This is a genomic window from Cupriavidus sp. 8B (genome assembly GCF_054589115.1).
The window spans coordinates 52,451-67,245 of the sequence record NZ_BAAILO010000090.1 but is presented as its reverse complement, the minus strand read 5'-3'; the positions used below and the strand labels follow the sequence as shown (position 1 = coordinate 67,245).

General features: G+C 68.8%; 11 protein-coding genes. 4 read left to right on the top strand and 7 right to left on the bottom strand.

The features are described 5' to 3' along the window. Nucleotides 1–102: 102 nt before the first annotated feature. The gene (locus tag ACYP5B_RS08705) at nt 103–750 is read right to left on the bottom strand and encodes an MlaC/ttg2D family ABC transporter substrate-binding protein (protein ID WP_459569308.1); all 648 of its coding nucleotides are present in this window, start codon (nt 748–750) and stop codon (nt 103–105) included. Between the two features lie 281 nt (nt 751–1,031). On the opposite strand from ACYP5B_RS08705, the gene hpnN reads away from it, so the two are divergent. Together hpnN and ACYP5B_RS08695 are read left to right on the top strand one after the other, a co-directional pair. Next, nucleotides 1,032–3,701, top strand: coding sequence for a hopanoid transporter HpnN (hpnN, locus tag ACYP5B_RS08700; protein WP_459569307.1), 2,670 nt, complete (start codon nt 1,032–1,034; stop codon nt 3,699–3,701). A gap of 37 nt (nt 3,702–3,738) precedes the next feature. Next, the gene (locus ACYP5B_RS08695; RefSeq protein ID WP_400091866.1) at nt 3,739–4,590 is read left to right on the top strand and encodes an MlaA family lipoprotein; all 852 of its coding nucleotides are present in this window, start codon (nt 3,739–3,741) and stop codon (nt 4,588–4,590) included. A 90-nt stretch (nt 4,591–4,680) separates the two neighbouring features. Here ACYP5B_RS08695 and ACYP5B_RS08690 read toward each other — a convergent pair whose 3' ends face one another. From ACYP5B_RS08690 to ACYP5B_RS08665, 6 genes are all read right to left on the bottom strand, one after another. After that, nucleotides 4,681–5,355, bottom strand: coding sequence for a phosphorylase (locus ACYP5B_RS08690; protein ID WP_400091864.1), 675 nt, complete (start codon nt 5,353–5,355; stop codon nt 4,681–4,683). 32 nt (nt 5,356–5,387) lie between these two features. Continuing rightward, nucleotides 5,388–7,403 (bottom strand): squalene--hopene cyclase, encoded by a 2,016-nt coding sequence (gene shc, locus ACYP5B_RS08685; protein ID WP_400091862.1) that lies wholly within the window; start codon nt 7,401–7,403, stop codon nt 5,388–5,390. Nucleotides 7,404–7,496: 93 nt separating this feature from the next. Then, complete coding sequence (hpnD, locus tag ACYP5B_RS08680) at nt 7,497–8,375, bottom strand: presqualene diphosphate synthase HpnD (RefSeq protein WP_400091861.1); 879 nt, start codon at nt 8,373–8,375, stop codon at nt 7,497–7,499. Nucleotides 8,376–8,603: 228 nt separating this feature from the next. Then, nucleotides 8,604–8,855 carry a hypothetical protein gene (locus ACYP5B_RS08675; RefSeq protein ID WP_459569306.1) on the bottom strand — a complete coding sequence of 84 codons (252 nt, stop codon included), beginning with the start codon at nt 8,853–8,855 and terminating at the stop codon, nt 8,604–8,606. A gap of 146 nt (nt 8,856–9,001) precedes the next feature. Continuing rightward, nucleotides 9,002–10,594, bottom strand: a complete 1,593-nt coding sequence (locus ACYP5B_RS08670) for a gamma-glutamyltransferase family protein (RefSeq protein WP_400091858.1) — start codon at nt 10,592–10,594, stop codon at nt 9,002–9,004. 127 nt (nt 10,595–10,721) lie between these two features. Continuing rightward, nucleotides 10,722–11,765, bottom strand: coding sequence for a Bug family tripartite tricarboxylate transporter substrate binding protein (locus tag ACYP5B_RS08665; RefSeq protein WP_400091856.1), 1,044 nt, complete (start codon nt 11,763–11,765; stop codon nt 10,722–10,724). Between the two features lie 312 nt (nt 11,766–12,077). Here ACYP5B_RS08665 and ACYP5B_RS08660 point away from each other — a divergent pair, with 312 nt between their 5' ends. Together ACYP5B_RS08660 and ACYP5B_RS08655 are read left to right on the top strand one after the other, a co-directional pair. Beyond that, nucleotides 12,078–12,983: a LysR substrate-binding domain-containing protein gene (locus tag ACYP5B_RS08660; protein ID WP_400091855.1), complete on the top strand. Its 906-nt coding sequence runs from the start codon at nt 12,078–12,080 to the stop codon at nt 12,981–12,983. 190 nt (nt 12,984–13,173) lie between these two features. Then, nucleotides 13,174–14,628 (top strand): GntP family permease, encoded by a 1,455-nt coding sequence (locus ACYP5B_RS08655; protein ID WP_400091854.1) that lies wholly within the window; start codon nt 13,174–13,176, stop codon nt 14,626–14,628. Nucleotides 14,629–14,795: the final 167 nt, after the last annotated feature.

Below are 14,795 nucleotides of genomic sequence, written 5' to 3'. Positions count from 1 at the left end.
GGATGCATAAAGGCTCGCTCCCGGGTACCACGCGTACCCGGGAGCGAGCCTTTTGTGTCTTATGCCGTCGCTGATGCGCTGGCCCAGGCCAGGCGCGCAGGCTCAGGCGTCGGCGGTCTGGCGTGCGTTATGGTTGGCCAGGTACTTGAGCAGGCCGTCGATGCCGTTGCGCGCGACGATATCGGCGAACTGGCGGCGGTACACCTCGATCAGCCAGGCGCCCATCATGTTGATGTCGTAGATCTTCCAGCCGTTGCCGCTGCGCTGCAGGCGATAATCGATCTGCATTTCGTCGCCGTTGTTCAGCACGCGCGTCTCCACCACGACATCCGTGGCGCCGCTGGCGGCCAGCGTGGGCTTGTAGCTGAATTTCACGTTCTGCTCGCGCAGTTGCGACAGCGACACCGCGTAGCTGCGCACCAGCAAGGTCTGGAACTGCTCGTAGAGCTGCTTTTGCTGCTCGGGCGTGGCATTGCGCCAGGCGCTGCCGACGGCCAGCCGGGTGGTGCGCTCAAAATCGGCGTACGGCAGGAACTGGTGCTGCACGACCGCGGTGATCTTGGCGAGATCGCCGTTGCGGGTGTCGGGGCTGGACTTGATGGTGCCAATCACACCCTCGACCGCCGCACGTACCATGCGGTCCGGCGAGGACCTGTCGACCGTCTGGGCTTGCGCGGCGCAAACCACGGCCACTGCGGCGAACGGAACAAGGGGAACGAGGACCTGCAAAGCAATACCGTGTTTCTTCATGCGAATTTGGACCTGAGAATGCCAGTCGGTTCGCCGCCGGAAACGCCCGGCAGACTTGCCAAGAAAATCAAACAGGAAACGCGCCGCGCCGCGTTGCTGCAAGGCTGCAGCCCGGCCCGCGCGCACGTGCCGGGGCAGTATAGCGTACCGGCGCGCTCACTCCGGGCGAGCCCCACCCGCGCCGGCCCGTTATACTCGCGGCTGCCACTTTGCGTCCTGCTTTGCGCCTTTGACTACGCGCGTTGTTGCGCACCACACCGTTACTGCTTCCTATATCGCCCATGTTGACGTCGTTGGTCATCCGCATTGTCCAGTTTTCCACCCGCCGCGCGTGGCCCGTGATCGCGCTGGCGCTGCTGCTGACCATCGTCAGCGGCATCTATGTGGCCGGTCATTTCGCCATCAATACCGATATCAGCCGCCTGCTCGAGTCGGACCAGCCCTGGGCGCGCCGCGATGCCGCCGTGAGCGCCGCGTTCCCCCAGCGCGACCAGATGATCCTGGCGGTGGTGCAGGCGCCGGCGCCCGAGCTGGCGGACGCCGCCGCCAATGCGCTGGCCGACGCGCTCGCCAAGCAAGGCGAGCGCTTTCGCGCCGTCAGCCAGCCCGGCGGCGGCGAGTTCTTCGAACGCAACGGCCTGCTCTTCGTCGATACGCCCAAGCTGCGCGACGTTACGTCGCAGCTGACGCAGGCGCGGCCTCTGCTCAACGCGCTGGCGCACGACCCGACCCTGCGCGGCCTGGCCGACACGTTGTCGACCACGCTGTCGCTGCCGCTGCAACTGGGGCAGGTCAAGCTGGGTGACATGGCCAAGCTGCTCGGCAAGAGCGCGGATACGGTCGACCAGGTGCTGGCTGGCAAGCCGGGCGCCCTGTCCTGGACCGGGCTGGTCGATTCCAGCCTGGAACCGGCCCCGGGCCGCCCCGCCACGGCGTTCGTCGCACTCAGCCCCGTGCTGGACTACGCCGGCTTGCAGGCCGGCGCGGATGCCGCCGATGCCATCCGCGCCACGGCCACCAAGCTGGGCCTGGCACAGCGCTACGGCGCCCAGGTACGCCTGACCGGCTCGCAGGCGCTGGCCGACGACGAGTTCGCCTCGGTCAAGGAAGGCGCCGCCTTCAATGGCGCGCTGACCGTGCTGGTGGTGATCCTGATCCTGTGGCTGGCGTTGCGCTCCAAGCGCCTGATCCTGGCCGTGCTGGCCAGCCTGGCCGTCGGCCTGGCCATCACCGCCGCCCTCGGGCTGGCCATGGTGGGCGCGCTCAACATGATCTCCGTGGCCTTTGCCGTGCTGTTTGTCGGCCTGGGCGTGGATTTCGGCATCCAGTTTGGCGTGCGCTACCGCGCCGAGCGCCATGTGCACACCGAAATCCCGGACGCGCTGGCCAGCACGGCGCGAGCGGTGGGCGTGCCACTGGCGCTGGCCGCGGCCGCCACCGCGGCGGCCTTCTTCTGCTTCCTGCCCACCAACTATCGCGGCGTGGCCGAGCTGGGCAAGATCGCCGGCGTGGGCATGCTGGTGGCCTTCCTCACCACCATCACGCTGTTGCCGGCGCTGATCACCGTGTTCCGCCCGAAGGATGAAGCGGGACGGGTCGAAGTGCCTGGCTTCAAATGGCTGGCGCCCGCCGACGAGTTCTTCGAGCGCAAACGCAAGGCCGTGCTGCTGGCAACCGGCGCCCTGATCCTGGCGGGGTCGCCGCTGCTGATGCACCTGCGCTTCGACTTCGATCCGCTGCACCTCAAGGATCCGCATTCCGAGTCGATGGCCACCCTGCTCTCGCTCAAGGACGCGCCCCAGGCCGGCACCGACAACGTCAGCGTGCTGGCGCCCTCGCTGGCGGCCGCGCAGGCCGCCGCCGCCCGCCTGGCAGCATTGCCGGAAGTCTCGCGCGCCGTCACGCTGCAGACCTTCATCCCCGACGACCAGCCGGCGCGGCTCGCCTTGATCGCGGCCGCCTCGGCCAGCCTGATGCCGGTGCTGACGCAGGCAACGGCCACGCCTGCCAACGACGCCAGGCTCGTCAATTCGCTCAAGAACACGGCACGCCAGCTCGCGCTGGCCGCGGACGAGCACCCTGGCCCGGGCGCAGCCGAAGCGGCCCGCTTGGCGGCCTCGCTGCGCAAGCTTGCCGCAGCGGATGCGGCCACCCGCGAGCGCGGCGAGCAAGCCATCGCCCAGCCGCTGCGCCTGGCGCTGGCGCGGCTGCAGCGCGCGCTGTCGCCGCAGCCGATCACCCGCGAGACCCTGCCGCCGGCACTGGTGCGCGACTGGGTCGCCCCGGATGGCCAGGCTCTCGTCAGCGTGAGCCCCAAGCTTCCCGCCGCGGCCAAGCCGGGAGACGCCGCCAGCACCAGCGACAGCGATGCGCGCGACGCCGCGCTCACGCGCTTTATCGACGCCGTGCAGCGCGTCGAGCCCAGCGCGGTGGGCGGCCCGATCTCGATCCGCGGCTCCGCCGACACCATCTTGACGGCCTTTGCCCAGGCCGGCGCATGGGCCGTGCTGTCGATCACGCTGCTGCTGTGGATCACGCTGCGCCGCGTGGGCGATGTGCTGCGCACGCTGGTGCCGCTGCTGGTGTCCGCGCTGGTGACGCTGGAGCTGTGCGTGGTGTTCGGCATTCCGCTCAATTTCGCCAACGTGATCGCGCTGCCGCTGCTGTTTGGCATCGGCGTGGCCTTCAAGATCTACTATGTGATTGCGTGGCGCGAGGGCAAGACCCAGCTGCTGCAATCCCCGCTGACGCACGCCGTGCTGTTCAGCGCCGCCACCACCGCCACCGCCTTCGGCAGCCTGTGGCTGTCCCAGCATCCGGGCACCGCCAGCATGGGCAAGTTGCTGGCACTCGCGCTAGCATGCACGCTGGTCGGTGCCGTATTCTTTCAGCCGATCCTGATGGGGCGGCCGCGCGAGCGGTCGGCCCCCGCCACCGGTCCGGCCCATTGATCTCTCGCCTCCATAGATCTCTCGCCTCCATAAAACAATGACTCGCCCCGACTCTCGCCTCTCCCGCCTCCTGCCGGCGCTCTCGTTCTCGCTGTTGGTCACAGCCTGCGCCAGTGGCCCGCAAGCCAGCCCGGACGACCCCCTGGAGCCCCTCAACCGCGTCGTCTTCAAGGTCAACGACAAGGCTGACGAGTACGTGGCGACGCCGCTGGCCAAGGGCTACCGCGCCGTCACGCCGCAACCGGTGCGCACCGCGGTCACCAATTTCTATTCGAACCTCGCCGACGTCGGCAATACGGTCAACAACCTGCTGCAAGGCAAGGGCGTGGATGCGGCGGAAAGCTTCATGCGGGTGGCGGTCAACTCCGTGCTGGGCATCGGCGGCCTGATCGATATCGCCACGCCCGCCGGCATCGGCAAGCACTCCCAGGACTTCGGGCTGACGCTCGGCGTGTGGGGCGTGCCGGCCGGCCCGTACCTGGTCCTGCCGCTGTTCGGCCCCAGCTCGGTCCGTGACGGGGTTGGGCTGTATGTGAATTTCCAGCTCTCGCCGACCACGTGGGTCAACGATGAAGGCGTGAAGTGGGGCCTGTGGGGCCTGGGCTTCCTGGACGCGCGGACCAACGCGCTTGGCGCGACCGACCTGCTGTCGCTGGCGGCGCTGGATAAGTACAGCTTTGTGCGGGATGCGTACCGCCAGCGCAGGCAGTACCTGATCCAGGGTGGCGGAGGGAAGCTGCCGGATTATGAGGATAGCGATGCGCCTGCGCAAGGCGCGGCGCCTGCGCCTGCGCCTGGGGCGCCCGGAGCGCCCGGAGCGCCTGCGGCCACCCCCGCGCCAGCTGGCGCGCAAGACAAGAAGCCGGAAGGCGAAGCGAAGAAGCCCTGAGCCTGGCTTCACCCTGGTGCTGTGCTGCAAGCCGGATGCTTGCGGATGCAGCACCAGACAGGCTTCAGGCCGGCCGGGCCTTTAGGTTAATTAGCCTAAGCCAAACCCCATCCCGACCCTGCTCCGGGCGGCCTGCAGCGCAAGCTTGGCCAGCCTCGCATCCCTGCCCAGGCGGATCAGGTCCGGCACCTGTCCCGGCCCCGCCAGCAGCGCCTTGAGCAACGCCCGGATATCGGTGCTGCCATCGGGACCCATCCCGGCCACCGCCGCGGGCGGCACGTCCCGCTGCGCGGGATCGATCACCACCCGGCAGGCGGCAAACGGCAACCCGAATTCCTGAGCGACACGCGCCGCGATATGCGACTCCATGTCGACCGCCAGCGCACCGGTGGCCGCGTGCAATGCCGTCTTGGCCGCCACCGAGGTCACGGCCTCGTCAGCGCCGGCAAGCGCACCGGAGATAGCCTCGGGCAAGGCAAGCGAAAGCAAGCGCGACCAGCTTGCGTCAACGGGCCGCAATAGATTCCCATCATGGATTGCAGAGGCGACGATCACCCGGCCGGGCAACAGCGCCGGATCCAGCCCGCCGGCCACGCCAAAGCTGATCACGCCGGCGCAGGGATGCGCCAGGCGTTGCCGCAGGCCTTGCGCCAAGGCTTCGGCGCGCAGGCCGTGCAGGGTTTCCACACCGGGCCCGGCCGCGATGCCGGCCTCGAAGCGCATGCCGGTGACCACGAGCGTGGGACCGGCACGGCGTTGCGGCAAGGTTGGCTGCGGCGCCCACAAGCCTGGCGCGGTCACATCCCCCACGCGACGGCCCGCGTGCCGTCGCGGCGCAGGTTGCGGTAGCGCGCCAGCGCCCACAGCGGGAAGAAACGCGCGTAACCGTGGTAGCGCAGGTAGAACACGCGGGGGAAGCCCACCGCGGTGAAGCGCGCCTCGCTCCACAGGCCGTCGGCCTGCTGCATGCGCATCAGGTAGTCGACCCCACGCGCCACGGCCGGATGATCGACCTGGCCCGCGGCCATCAGGCCCAGCACCGCCCAGGCGGTCTGCGACGGCACGCTCGGCGCGATCTCGTAGCCCTGGTAGTCGAGGCGGTAGCTGCTGCCGTCCTCGCCCCAGCCGCCGTCGGCGTTCTGGATCGAGATCAGCCAGTCGGCGGCGCGGCGCATTTCCGGCGCTTCGGGCGCCATGCCGGCGGCGTTCAGCGCGCACAGCGCACTCCACGTGCCGTAGACATAGTTCGTGCCCCAGCGGCCATACCAGCTGCCGTCGGCCATCTGCTCGTCGAGCAGGTAGCGCTGGGCGCGCCGGAAGGCTTCGCTGCTGGCAGCGGTCTCGCCCAGTTGCGCCAGCATCGACAGGCAGCGCGCCGAGACGTCGGCGGTGGGCGGATCGAGCAAGGCGCCGTGGTCCGCGAACGGGATATTGTTCAGGTATTCATGCGTGTTCTCGGGCTCGAAGGCGCCCCAGCCGCCGTTGCCGCTCTGCATGCCCGCCACCCACTCGCGGGCACGGCTGACGGCCTCGTCGTAGCGAGAACGATGGCTGGCCGGGGCAACGGCCGGCGCGGCTGCGCCGGCGCGCGCCGCGCGGTCCATGGCCATCGCCACCACGGCGGTGTCGTCCACGTCCGGATAATGCGGGTTGGCGTACTGGAAAGCCCAGCCGCCGGGACGCACGTCGGGGCGCCGCACGATCCAGTCGCCGCGCACGTCCAGCACCTGCAGCGGGCGCAGCCATTGCAAGCCGCGCTCGACGGCCGCCTCGGCGCGCGGGCCGCCCACTTCCAGCAAGGCGTGGCTGGCCAGCGAGGTGTCCCATACCGGCGACAGGCACGGCTGGCAATAGGCTTCGTCGCCATGCACCACCAGCAGCTTCTCGATGGAGGCACGGGCCACCACGACATCGGGATCGGTGCGCGGCACGCCGAGCACGTCGAACATCATCACGGCATTCGCCATGGCCGGGAAGATCGCACCCAGGCCATCCTCGCCGTTCAGGCGTTCGCGCACGAACTTCTCGGCGCGGGCGATGGCGCGCGCGCGCAGGCTGCGGGGGAACAACGGCTCCGCCACGCGCAAGCCGGCGTCCAGCGCACGGAACAAGCTGAACCACACGCGCTTCTGATGCGGCGCGCGCGGGGCCAGCCGGGCCGCCTGGCAAGGACGGATGAACAGTTCGTCGATGCCCACGCCACGCGGGTTCCTGGCCTGGGGACGCAGGCTGTTGAGCACCAGCAGCGGCACGATCACCGTGCGGGCCCAGTACGCGACCTTGGACAGGTGGAACGGGAACCACAGCGGCAGCAGCATGATCTCGACCGGCATCATCGGCACCGCCTGCCACGGCATCACGCCGTACAGCGCGAGCAGCGTGCGGGTAAAGACATTGCTGGCCTCGGCGCCACCCATCGCATGGATGGCGGCGCGGGCGCGGCGCATTGGCTCCGACTCGGTGTCGTCGCCAATCATCTTGAGCGCGAAATACGCCTTCACGCTGGCGCTGATGTCCGAGCGGCCCTGGTGGAACAGCGGCCAGCCGCCATCGGCATTCTGGATGCGGCGCAGATAGCGCGCGATACGCGCTTCCAGCACGGTATCCGGGGTCTCGCCCAGATAGTGCACCAGCAGTACATATTCCGACGGGATCGTGGCGTCGGCCTCGAGCTCGAACACCCAGTGGCCGTCCGGCCGCTGGGCCGCCAGCAAGGCGTCTAGCGCGCGGTCGAGCGTGCCTTCCAGCTCGTTCTGCGCCGGCGCGCCAGGCGCTGGCTCAACCGAATTGGGGGATAGTGCAACTTGGCTCATCGGTCTCGACGTCCTCTCTTCAACAACGCATTTACGGCAATGCCGCACGCAGCCGTCAGTGGCCATATGCGGCAGTCAATCGGCGGGATCACCTCAGACGAGGCCATGCCGCAGCAAAATCCATAGCAATCGCGCGCGCGGCACCCGAACCCGCGCCCGCGGATTGGTCCAGCCGCGGGCCAGCAAACCCTGCAGGATCACGTGGTAGACCTCGCCCATGATGCGCGGCGAACGGACCGTGCGGCGCGGCGCCGCGTTCATGATGGCGAAAGCCTGGTCATAGTACGCCTGCGCCTGCTGCGCGACTTCCAGGCAGGCGCGGCCGACAGCGGGATGTCCGACGATGGCATGCGGCGTGCCGATCGGCACGCCCGCGCCCAGCAGCGCTTCGGCCGGCAGGTACACACGGCCCAGATCCGCGTCTTCGTCGATATCGCGCAGGATATTGGTCAGTTGCAACGCGCGGCCGAGGTGATGCGCCAGCGCTACGCCTGCATCAAGCTCCATGCCGAACACGCGCACGGCAAGGCGCCCTACCGCACTGGCCACGCGGTCGCAATAAAGATCCAGCGTGGCGTTGTCCGGCGCTCGGATATCGGCATGCACGTCCATGGCCATGCCATCGATGACGGCGAGGAAATCCTCCTGCAGCAATCCGAAGCGCTGGATCTGGGCGGTCAGGCCGCGCAAGGCCACCGGCGGCGTGCCGGCATAGCACGCGGCAAGATCGGCGCGCCAGGCGTCGAGCCCGGCAAGGCGCGTGGCGCGCGGGCCATCGCCATCGGCAATATCGTCCACCGCACGGCAAAAGCCATAGATCTCGAACATCGCCTCGCGTTGCGCAGCGGGCAGGATCTTGAGGGCGGTATGGAACGAGCTGCCGGACGATACGGCATGGCCCGCTTGCGGGACGGTTTGCACTGCGATTTCTGTTCCGGCCACGTAACTCCTCGTCACGCGTTGGACCGCCATGCTGCTTTGCTGCCTCGGCCTGGCTTGTCGCCACGGCCCGGCACGCAGCACCAGGCGGCATGTTTGGGGTAGTGGGCGATTATACCAACTCCGGCCATGGGCGCGGCCGCCAGCCGAAGGAGGGGGTTGGAGGGGGGGTGTGCCGTGAGAGGCCACCGCCAGCGCCGCCGGGCCTTGCGCTGGCCTGTAGCGCGCGGCGCCGCGTTCAAATAATTGGCAGGCGAGCGCCTATTTGATGCGCTGGCTGGCGAGGCGGCGCTCCATCACGAATCTGCCGCGTCTTGAATCGTAGCGCGCTATTTCGATGTAGTTGGCGTCGTTTAGCGGATTGTTAGCGCATTCACCGGCACCCGCGCCAGCTGCCGCAGCCTGCGCGGCCAGGACTCGCTCGGCCTCGGCGGCGGCTCGCATGCGGCGCAGGTCGGCCAGCACGGGCGGCGAGATGCGATCGAGCAGACGGCTGGACCTTAGCTTGTTCATGGCGGCCTTCCTCGCAGGGATGGCGCCAGTGTAGGCCCGCGGTGTGGCCGTTTAATGTGCCCTGGACCACGCACCGGCATGTTTTTTTTACGCGCCATCGCTGGCGCGCCAGCACTCCGGTGCGGCGGACGAAGCAGCCAGTCTCCTCAGAACCCCAGCGGATAGCCGTCCTTGCGGTGGTCCGACGCCGCCGCATAGCCGTCCTCCAGGCGCATGGCGATTTGCGCGCCGCCGAACTCCAGGTTGCCCTGCGGCGCCACGTCCACCCTGTGGCCGCGCGCGCGCAAGCCTTCCACGGTGGCGGCCGGGCAATTCCATTCCACCGCGATGGTGGCGTTGTCGTCCAGCACGCGCCAGCGCGGCGCATCGCACGCGGCCTGCGGGTTCTGGCCAAAATCCGCCAGCCGGCTGGCCATCTGCAGGTGGCCCTGCGCCTGCATCGAGCCGCCCATCACGCCGAAGCTCGCCAGCGGCGCGCCTTTGCGCATCAGGAAACCCGGGATGATGGTGTGGAACGGCCGCTTGCCCGGGCTCACCTGGTTGGGGTGCCCCGGCTTGAGGTTGAAGCCCCAGCCGCGGTTATGCAGCGCAATGCCGGTACCGGGCACGACCACGCCGGAGCCAAAGCCTTTGAAGTTGGACTGGATGTACGACACCATCATGCCGCTCTTGTCCGCCGTGGTCAGGTACACGGTGCCGCCGCTGTGGGGCTTGCCCGGGCCGGCTGCCGCCGCGCGCTCCGGGTCGATGGCCTTGGCGCGGCTGGCCAGGTAGCCGCGATCGAGCAGGTGGGCGGCTCGCACCTCGGTCATGGCCGTGTGGTCGCCCACGTACTCGTGCAGATCGGCAAACGCCAGTTTCATGGCTTCCACCTGCACGTGGATGGCGGCGGCGGAGTCCACGCCCATGGCCGCCACGTCGAAATGCTCCAGCATGCCCAGCGCCATCAACGCGCCAATGCCCTGCCCGTTCGGGCCGATCTCGAACAACTCCAGGTCGCGATAGGACATGCTGATCGGCTCGACCCAGTCCGCGCGGTGCGCGGCCAGGTCGGCCTCGGTGATCAGGCCGCCGGTGGCGCGCGCATGCGCGGCAATGCGGCCAGCCAGCTCACCGCGATAGAAGTCGTCGCCCTTGGTCTCGGCGATGCGGGCCAGCGTCTGCGCCTGGCCCGGGCAGATGAAGCGCTCGCCCGGCAGCGGCGCGCGCCCGTTCGGCGCGAAGGCGTCGGCAAAGCCCGGCTTGTCGATCAGCACCGGCACCTGTGCCTGCCACTGGCGGTGCACGGTGTGCGAGACCAGGTAGCCGTTGCGCGCGTATTCGAGCGCCGGCTCGAACAAATCGGCGAACGGCAGGCTGCCGAATTTCTCCCACGTGGCGCGCCAGCCGGAAACGGCGCCAGGCACGGTCACGGTGTCCCAGCCGTTGACCGGCATGCTGTCGTAGCGCGAGAAATACTCCGGCGTCCACGCCGCCGGCGCCCGGCCGCTTGCGTTCAGGCCGTGCAGTTCCTTGCCGTCCCAGATCAGTGCAAAAGCATCGCCGCCGATCCCGTTCATGCACGGCTCGACCACGGTCAGCGCGATCGCCGTAGCCAGCGCCGCGTCCACGGCATTGCCGCCACGGGCCAGCATGCGCAGTCCTGCGGCGGCCGCCAGCGGCTGCGAAGTGGCCACCACGTTGTCGGCCAGCACGGGCACGCGTTGTGAGGGATAGGGGAAATTCCAGAAATTGGTCATGGCAAATCGGCTTGGCGCTAGTGGCTAGTGGTTTGGGAAATCCGGCCTGCGGCTTGCGCGGCAAAGCCCGGCCGGATGCGTTCTTCGATGCAACTTAAATCATGCACTGCACCGCTTGCGCGGCTTCCTACTCGATCTTGACGTTAGCCGCGCGCGCCACCTTCTCCCACGCGCGCATCTCGTCGCCGATCATGCGGCCGAACGGCTCGGGCGCGGTGTACCTGATCTGCACGCCCTGTGCTTCCATGGCCGCGCCCAGCTCCGGCGAGGCCAGCACTTCCTTCATCGCGGAGGAGAGTTGCTTGATCACCTGGGGCGGCGTGCCCTTGGGCGCGACCAGGCCAAACAGGTTGTCCGCGCGGAAATCGCGGATGCCGGCCTCGCTCACCGTCTGGGCATCGGGCAAGGAGCTCAGACGCTGATCGGACGCCACCGCCAGCAGCCGCAGCTTGCCGGATTTCACGTGCGGCAGGGCCGAGGGAATGCTGTCGAACATCATGCTCGCCCGGCCAGCCATCAGGTCCGGCAGCGCGAACGAGCTGCCCTTGTAGGGCACGTGCACCACGTCGACGCCGGTACGCAGCTTGAACAGCTCCGACTCCAGGTGCGAAAGCGTGCCGGAGCCCTGCGAGGCGAAGTTGTACTTGCCGGGAGACGCCTTGAGCAGGCTGACCAGCTCCGGCACCGAATGCACCGGCAACGAGGCCGGCACCACCAGGATATGCGGCACGGTGCCGATGCCGGCAATGGGCACGAAATCGCGGCTCAGGCTGGCGGGCTGGTTGTTATACGTCGCTGCCGCAATGGCGGCATTGCTCACTGCGGCGAGATAAAGCGTATAGCCATCGGGCGCGGCCTTGGCCGCGAAGCTCATGCCGATGGCGCCACCGGCGCCGGGGCGGTTGTCCACCACCACCGGCTGCTTGAGCACGGTGGACAGGCGCTGGCCCACCGCGCGCGCCAGCACATCGGTGGCGCCGGACGGCGGGAAGGACAGCACCAGTTGGACCGCGTGGTCCGGGTAGTCCGCGGCGGCGGCCGGCGCGGCGGCGGTGGCAGCGGCGCCAGCGGCCAGGGCCAGCAGCAGGCCAGCTTGTGCCCGCTTGCCCCCACGGAAAATACGGGAGGACCGAAGCGACGTGCGGGTACGGTAAAGCGACTGGATAAACATGATCAGGGTAGCTCCGGATAGCGTCGAAGACGTTAACTGCCGAGGTAGAGTCGGAACGTTCCGGGGCGCAACCGCTTTGGCTGCCGGCTTGTTTGCGCGCCCCTGTCATGCTGGATCTGGCTTTGCCTTGAGGCGATATTGACTGACGGGAAGCGCAGATTTTAGGCTCGCCCGGCGCCCACCGGAATGCGGATCGGCCATAGAGCTATGCGAAAATGGAATACCCATTGCGGCCACACCCTTGCGCCCTTGCCGGGCCACCCCGGCCGCAGAGTTTCCCTCACCGTTTTGACGCTTCCGAAGGCACACCCCATGCAGCTGAAATGGATCGACGACCTGCTGGTCCTGGAGAAGACGCGCAGCTTCTCGCGCGCCGCCGAACTGCGCCACATCACGCAGTCGGCGCTGTCGCGGCGCATCCGTTCGCTGGAGGACTGGGCTGGCGCGGTGCTGGTCGACCGCAACACCTTCCCCATGGACCTGACCCCGGCCGGCAAGACCTTCTGCACCAGCGGGCGCGAGGCACTCACGCTGCTGATGGAGGCGCGCGCCACGCTGCGCCAGGAAAGCCGCATGCCGGGCAAGGCCATCCAGATTGCCGCCGGGCATACCTTGTCGCTGACCTTCCTGCCGGGCTGGCTCAAGGCGTGCCAGAAGCGCTACGGCCAGTTCAATGCCCGGGTCGTGGCCGCCAACGTGCTCGAAGCCGTGGTGGCGCTGTCGGAAGGCAATTGCGACCTGATGCTGGGCTACAACCATGCGCGCGTGCCGGTGTCGCTGGATCCGGACAAGTTCCGCAGCCTCACGGTTGGGCACGACGTGCTGATGCCGCTGTGCGCGCCCAATGCACGCGGCGCCCCGCTGTTCTCGCTGAGCAGCAGTGGCGCCAAACCGATTCCCTACCTGGCCTACACGGCCAGCACCACGCTGGGCCGCATCGTCGAGGTGATCCTCGAAGACGCGCCGCCACGCCGTGCGCTGGAGCGTTGCTATGAGGCCGATATGGCGATCCTGCTGATGAAGATGGCCAGCGAAGGCCACGGCGTGGCCTGGCTGCCGCGCACCACCGCGGCAGAAGCACTTGCCGCGGGCACGCTGGTGCCGGCCGGCGACGGCGCGTGGTGCTCGGCATTCGATATCTGCGCGTATCGCGCGGCCCATGCCGGCAACCCTACCCTGCTGGAGTTGTGGGAGGTGCTGGAGCGGCAAGCGCAGTAACGCCCGCCGGCCCGGCGCTGCGCCTTGCGCAATGCCGTGGCTTGGTGGCTTGGCGGATTGGCGGTGCCCGTCGCCGCCAAGCCACGGCATGCCACCTGCGCGTCACCTATGCTGTATAGGCTTGGACGCGATGCGCCGGGCAAGCACGCCTCCTACCATCTCGACGAACTGCTGCGGGAGCACTGACACCATGGGCCTTCTAGGCATCCTGCTGGCCCTTGGCCTGTTGATCTGGCTGGCCTACCGGGGCTGGAGCATCCTGCTGCTGGCCCCGGCGGCGGCGCTGCTGGCCGCGGCCACGGCCGGCGAGCCCCTGCTGGCGCACTGGACCCAGACCTTCATGGGCAGCGCCGCGGGCTTTCTCGCCCAGTTCTTCCCCTTGTTCCTGCTTGGCGCGCTGTTCGGCAAACTGATGGACGACAGCGGCTGCGTCAACGCCATCGCCGCGTGGATGACGTTCAAGCTCGGGCCCCAGCGCGCCATCCTGGCGGTGGTGCTGGCCGGTGCTTTGGTCACCTACGGCGGCGTCAGCCTGTTCGTGGCCTTCTTCGTGCTGGCGCCGATGGCGCAGGCGCTGTTCGCCGCCGCGCAGATCCCGCGCCGGCTGATGCCGGCGGCGATTGCGCTAGGCACCTCCACCTTCACCATGTCCGCCCTGCCCGGCACGCCGGCCATCCAGAACGCGATCCCGATGCCGTTTTTCGGCACCACGCCGTTTGCCGCGCCGGGCCTGGGGGTGCTGGCGTCCGCCGTCATGCTGGCCTTCGGGCTGTGGTGGCTCGCGCGCATGGAGCGGGCCGCGCGGCGTGCGGGCGAGGGCTTTGGCGACCACGCGCTGGAATCCGCCGACCGCGCCGCCGACGATGAACTGGTGCGCGAGCGCGCCACGGTGGCCAGCGCGTTCGACCCCGCCGAAGCGCACCACGGCGCGCGCAGCGCCGAATTGCCGGCGATGTGGCGCGCGTTCCTGCCCTTGGTGATGGTAGTGGCCGTGAACCTGGCGATGAGCTTGCTGGTGCTGCCCCGCTGGGACGCGAGCTACCTGGCGGATGAGCGCTGGGGCGGGACCAGCCTGGCGGCGCTGGGGGGCGTGTGGTCAGTGCTGGTGGCGCTGGCAGCGGCCATCCTCTGCCTGTTGGTCTTGCACCGCAAACGCCTGCACAAGCTGCGCGAGAGCATGGACGCGGGCGCCAATGCCGCCGTGCTGCCGGCTATCAGCGTGGCTAGCCTGGTGGGCTTTGGCTCGGTGGTGGCTGCCCTGCCCGCCTTTGCGCTGGTGCGCGAGTGGGTGTTGTCGATCGAGGGCGGGCCGCTGGTATCGCTGGCGGTGGCCACCAATGTGCTCGCCGCGCTGACCGGCTCGGCCTCGGGCGGGCTGACCATCGCCCTGCAGGCGCTAGGCGGCACTTACCTGCAGCTATCGGAGGTGACGGGCATCGACCCGGCGCTGATGCACAGGGTTGCCGTGATCGGTGCTGGCACGCTGGACAGCCTGCCGCACAACGGCGCGGTGGTGACGCTGCTGGCGGTTTGCGGCACCACGCATCGCGAAAGCTATCGCGATATCGTGGTGGTCGGCATCGTGGGCCCGGTCGCGGCGCTGGCGGCGGTCATCGCGCTCGGCAGCGCCTTCGGCTCGTTCTAGGCAGGTTCTGCGTAAAAAGCGGCGCGGCGCTCAGGTAGTGGCCGCACGCGCGTAGCGCTGGCGCGGCACCGGCAGCGCCTTCAACTGCTCGCGGCGGAGCCTGATGGCTTCCTCGTTGCCGCGCTTGATGGCGGCGCGCAGGTTCAGCACTGCCTTGCGGTACTTCT

What these genes read in the sequence shown, in the direction of transcription:
- ACYP5B_RS08705 (WP_459569308.1), bottom strand. Translation starts at nt 750, where the DNA reads ATGAAGAAACACGGTATTGCTTTGCAGGTCCTCGTTCCCCTTGTTCCG.
- hpnN (WP_459569307.1), top strand. Translation starts at nt 1,032, where the DNA reads ATGTTGACGTCGTTGGTCATCCGCATTGTCCAGTTTTCCACCCGCCGC.
- ACYP5B_RS08695 (WP_400091866.1), top strand. Translation starts at nt 3,739, where the DNA reads ATGACTCGCCCCGACTCTCGCCTCTCCCGCCTCCTGCCGGCGCTCTCG.
- shc (WP_400091862.1), bottom strand. Translation starts at nt 7,403, where the DNA reads ATGAGCCAAGTTGCACTATCCCCCAATTCGGTTGAGCCAGCGCCTGGC.
- hpnD (WP_400091861.1), bottom strand. Translation starts at nt 8,375, where the DNA reads ATGGCGGTCCAACGCGTGACGAGGAGTTACGTGGCCGGAACAGAAATC.
- ACYP5B_RS08675 (WP_459569306.1), bottom strand. Translation starts at nt 8,855, where the DNA reads ATGAACAAGCTAAGGTCCAGCCGTCTGCTCGATCGCATCTCGCCGCCC.
- ACYP5B_RS08670 (WP_400091858.1), bottom strand. Translation starts at nt 10,594, where the DNA reads ATGACCAATTTCTGGAATTTCCCCTATCCCTCACAACGCGTGCCCGTG.
- ACYP5B_RS08665 (WP_400091856.1), bottom strand. Translation starts at nt 11,765, where the DNA reads ATGTTTATCCAGTCGCTTTACCGTACCCGCACGTCGCTTCGGTCCTCC.
- ACYP5B_RS08660 (WP_400091855.1), top strand. Translation starts at nt 12,078, where the DNA reads ATGCAGCTGAAATGGATCGACGACCTGCTGGTCCTGGAGAAGACGCGC.
- ACYP5B_RS08655 (WP_400091854.1), top strand. Translation starts at nt 13,174, where the DNA reads ATGGGCCTTCTAGGCATCCTGCTGGCCCTTGGCCTGTTGATCTGGCTG.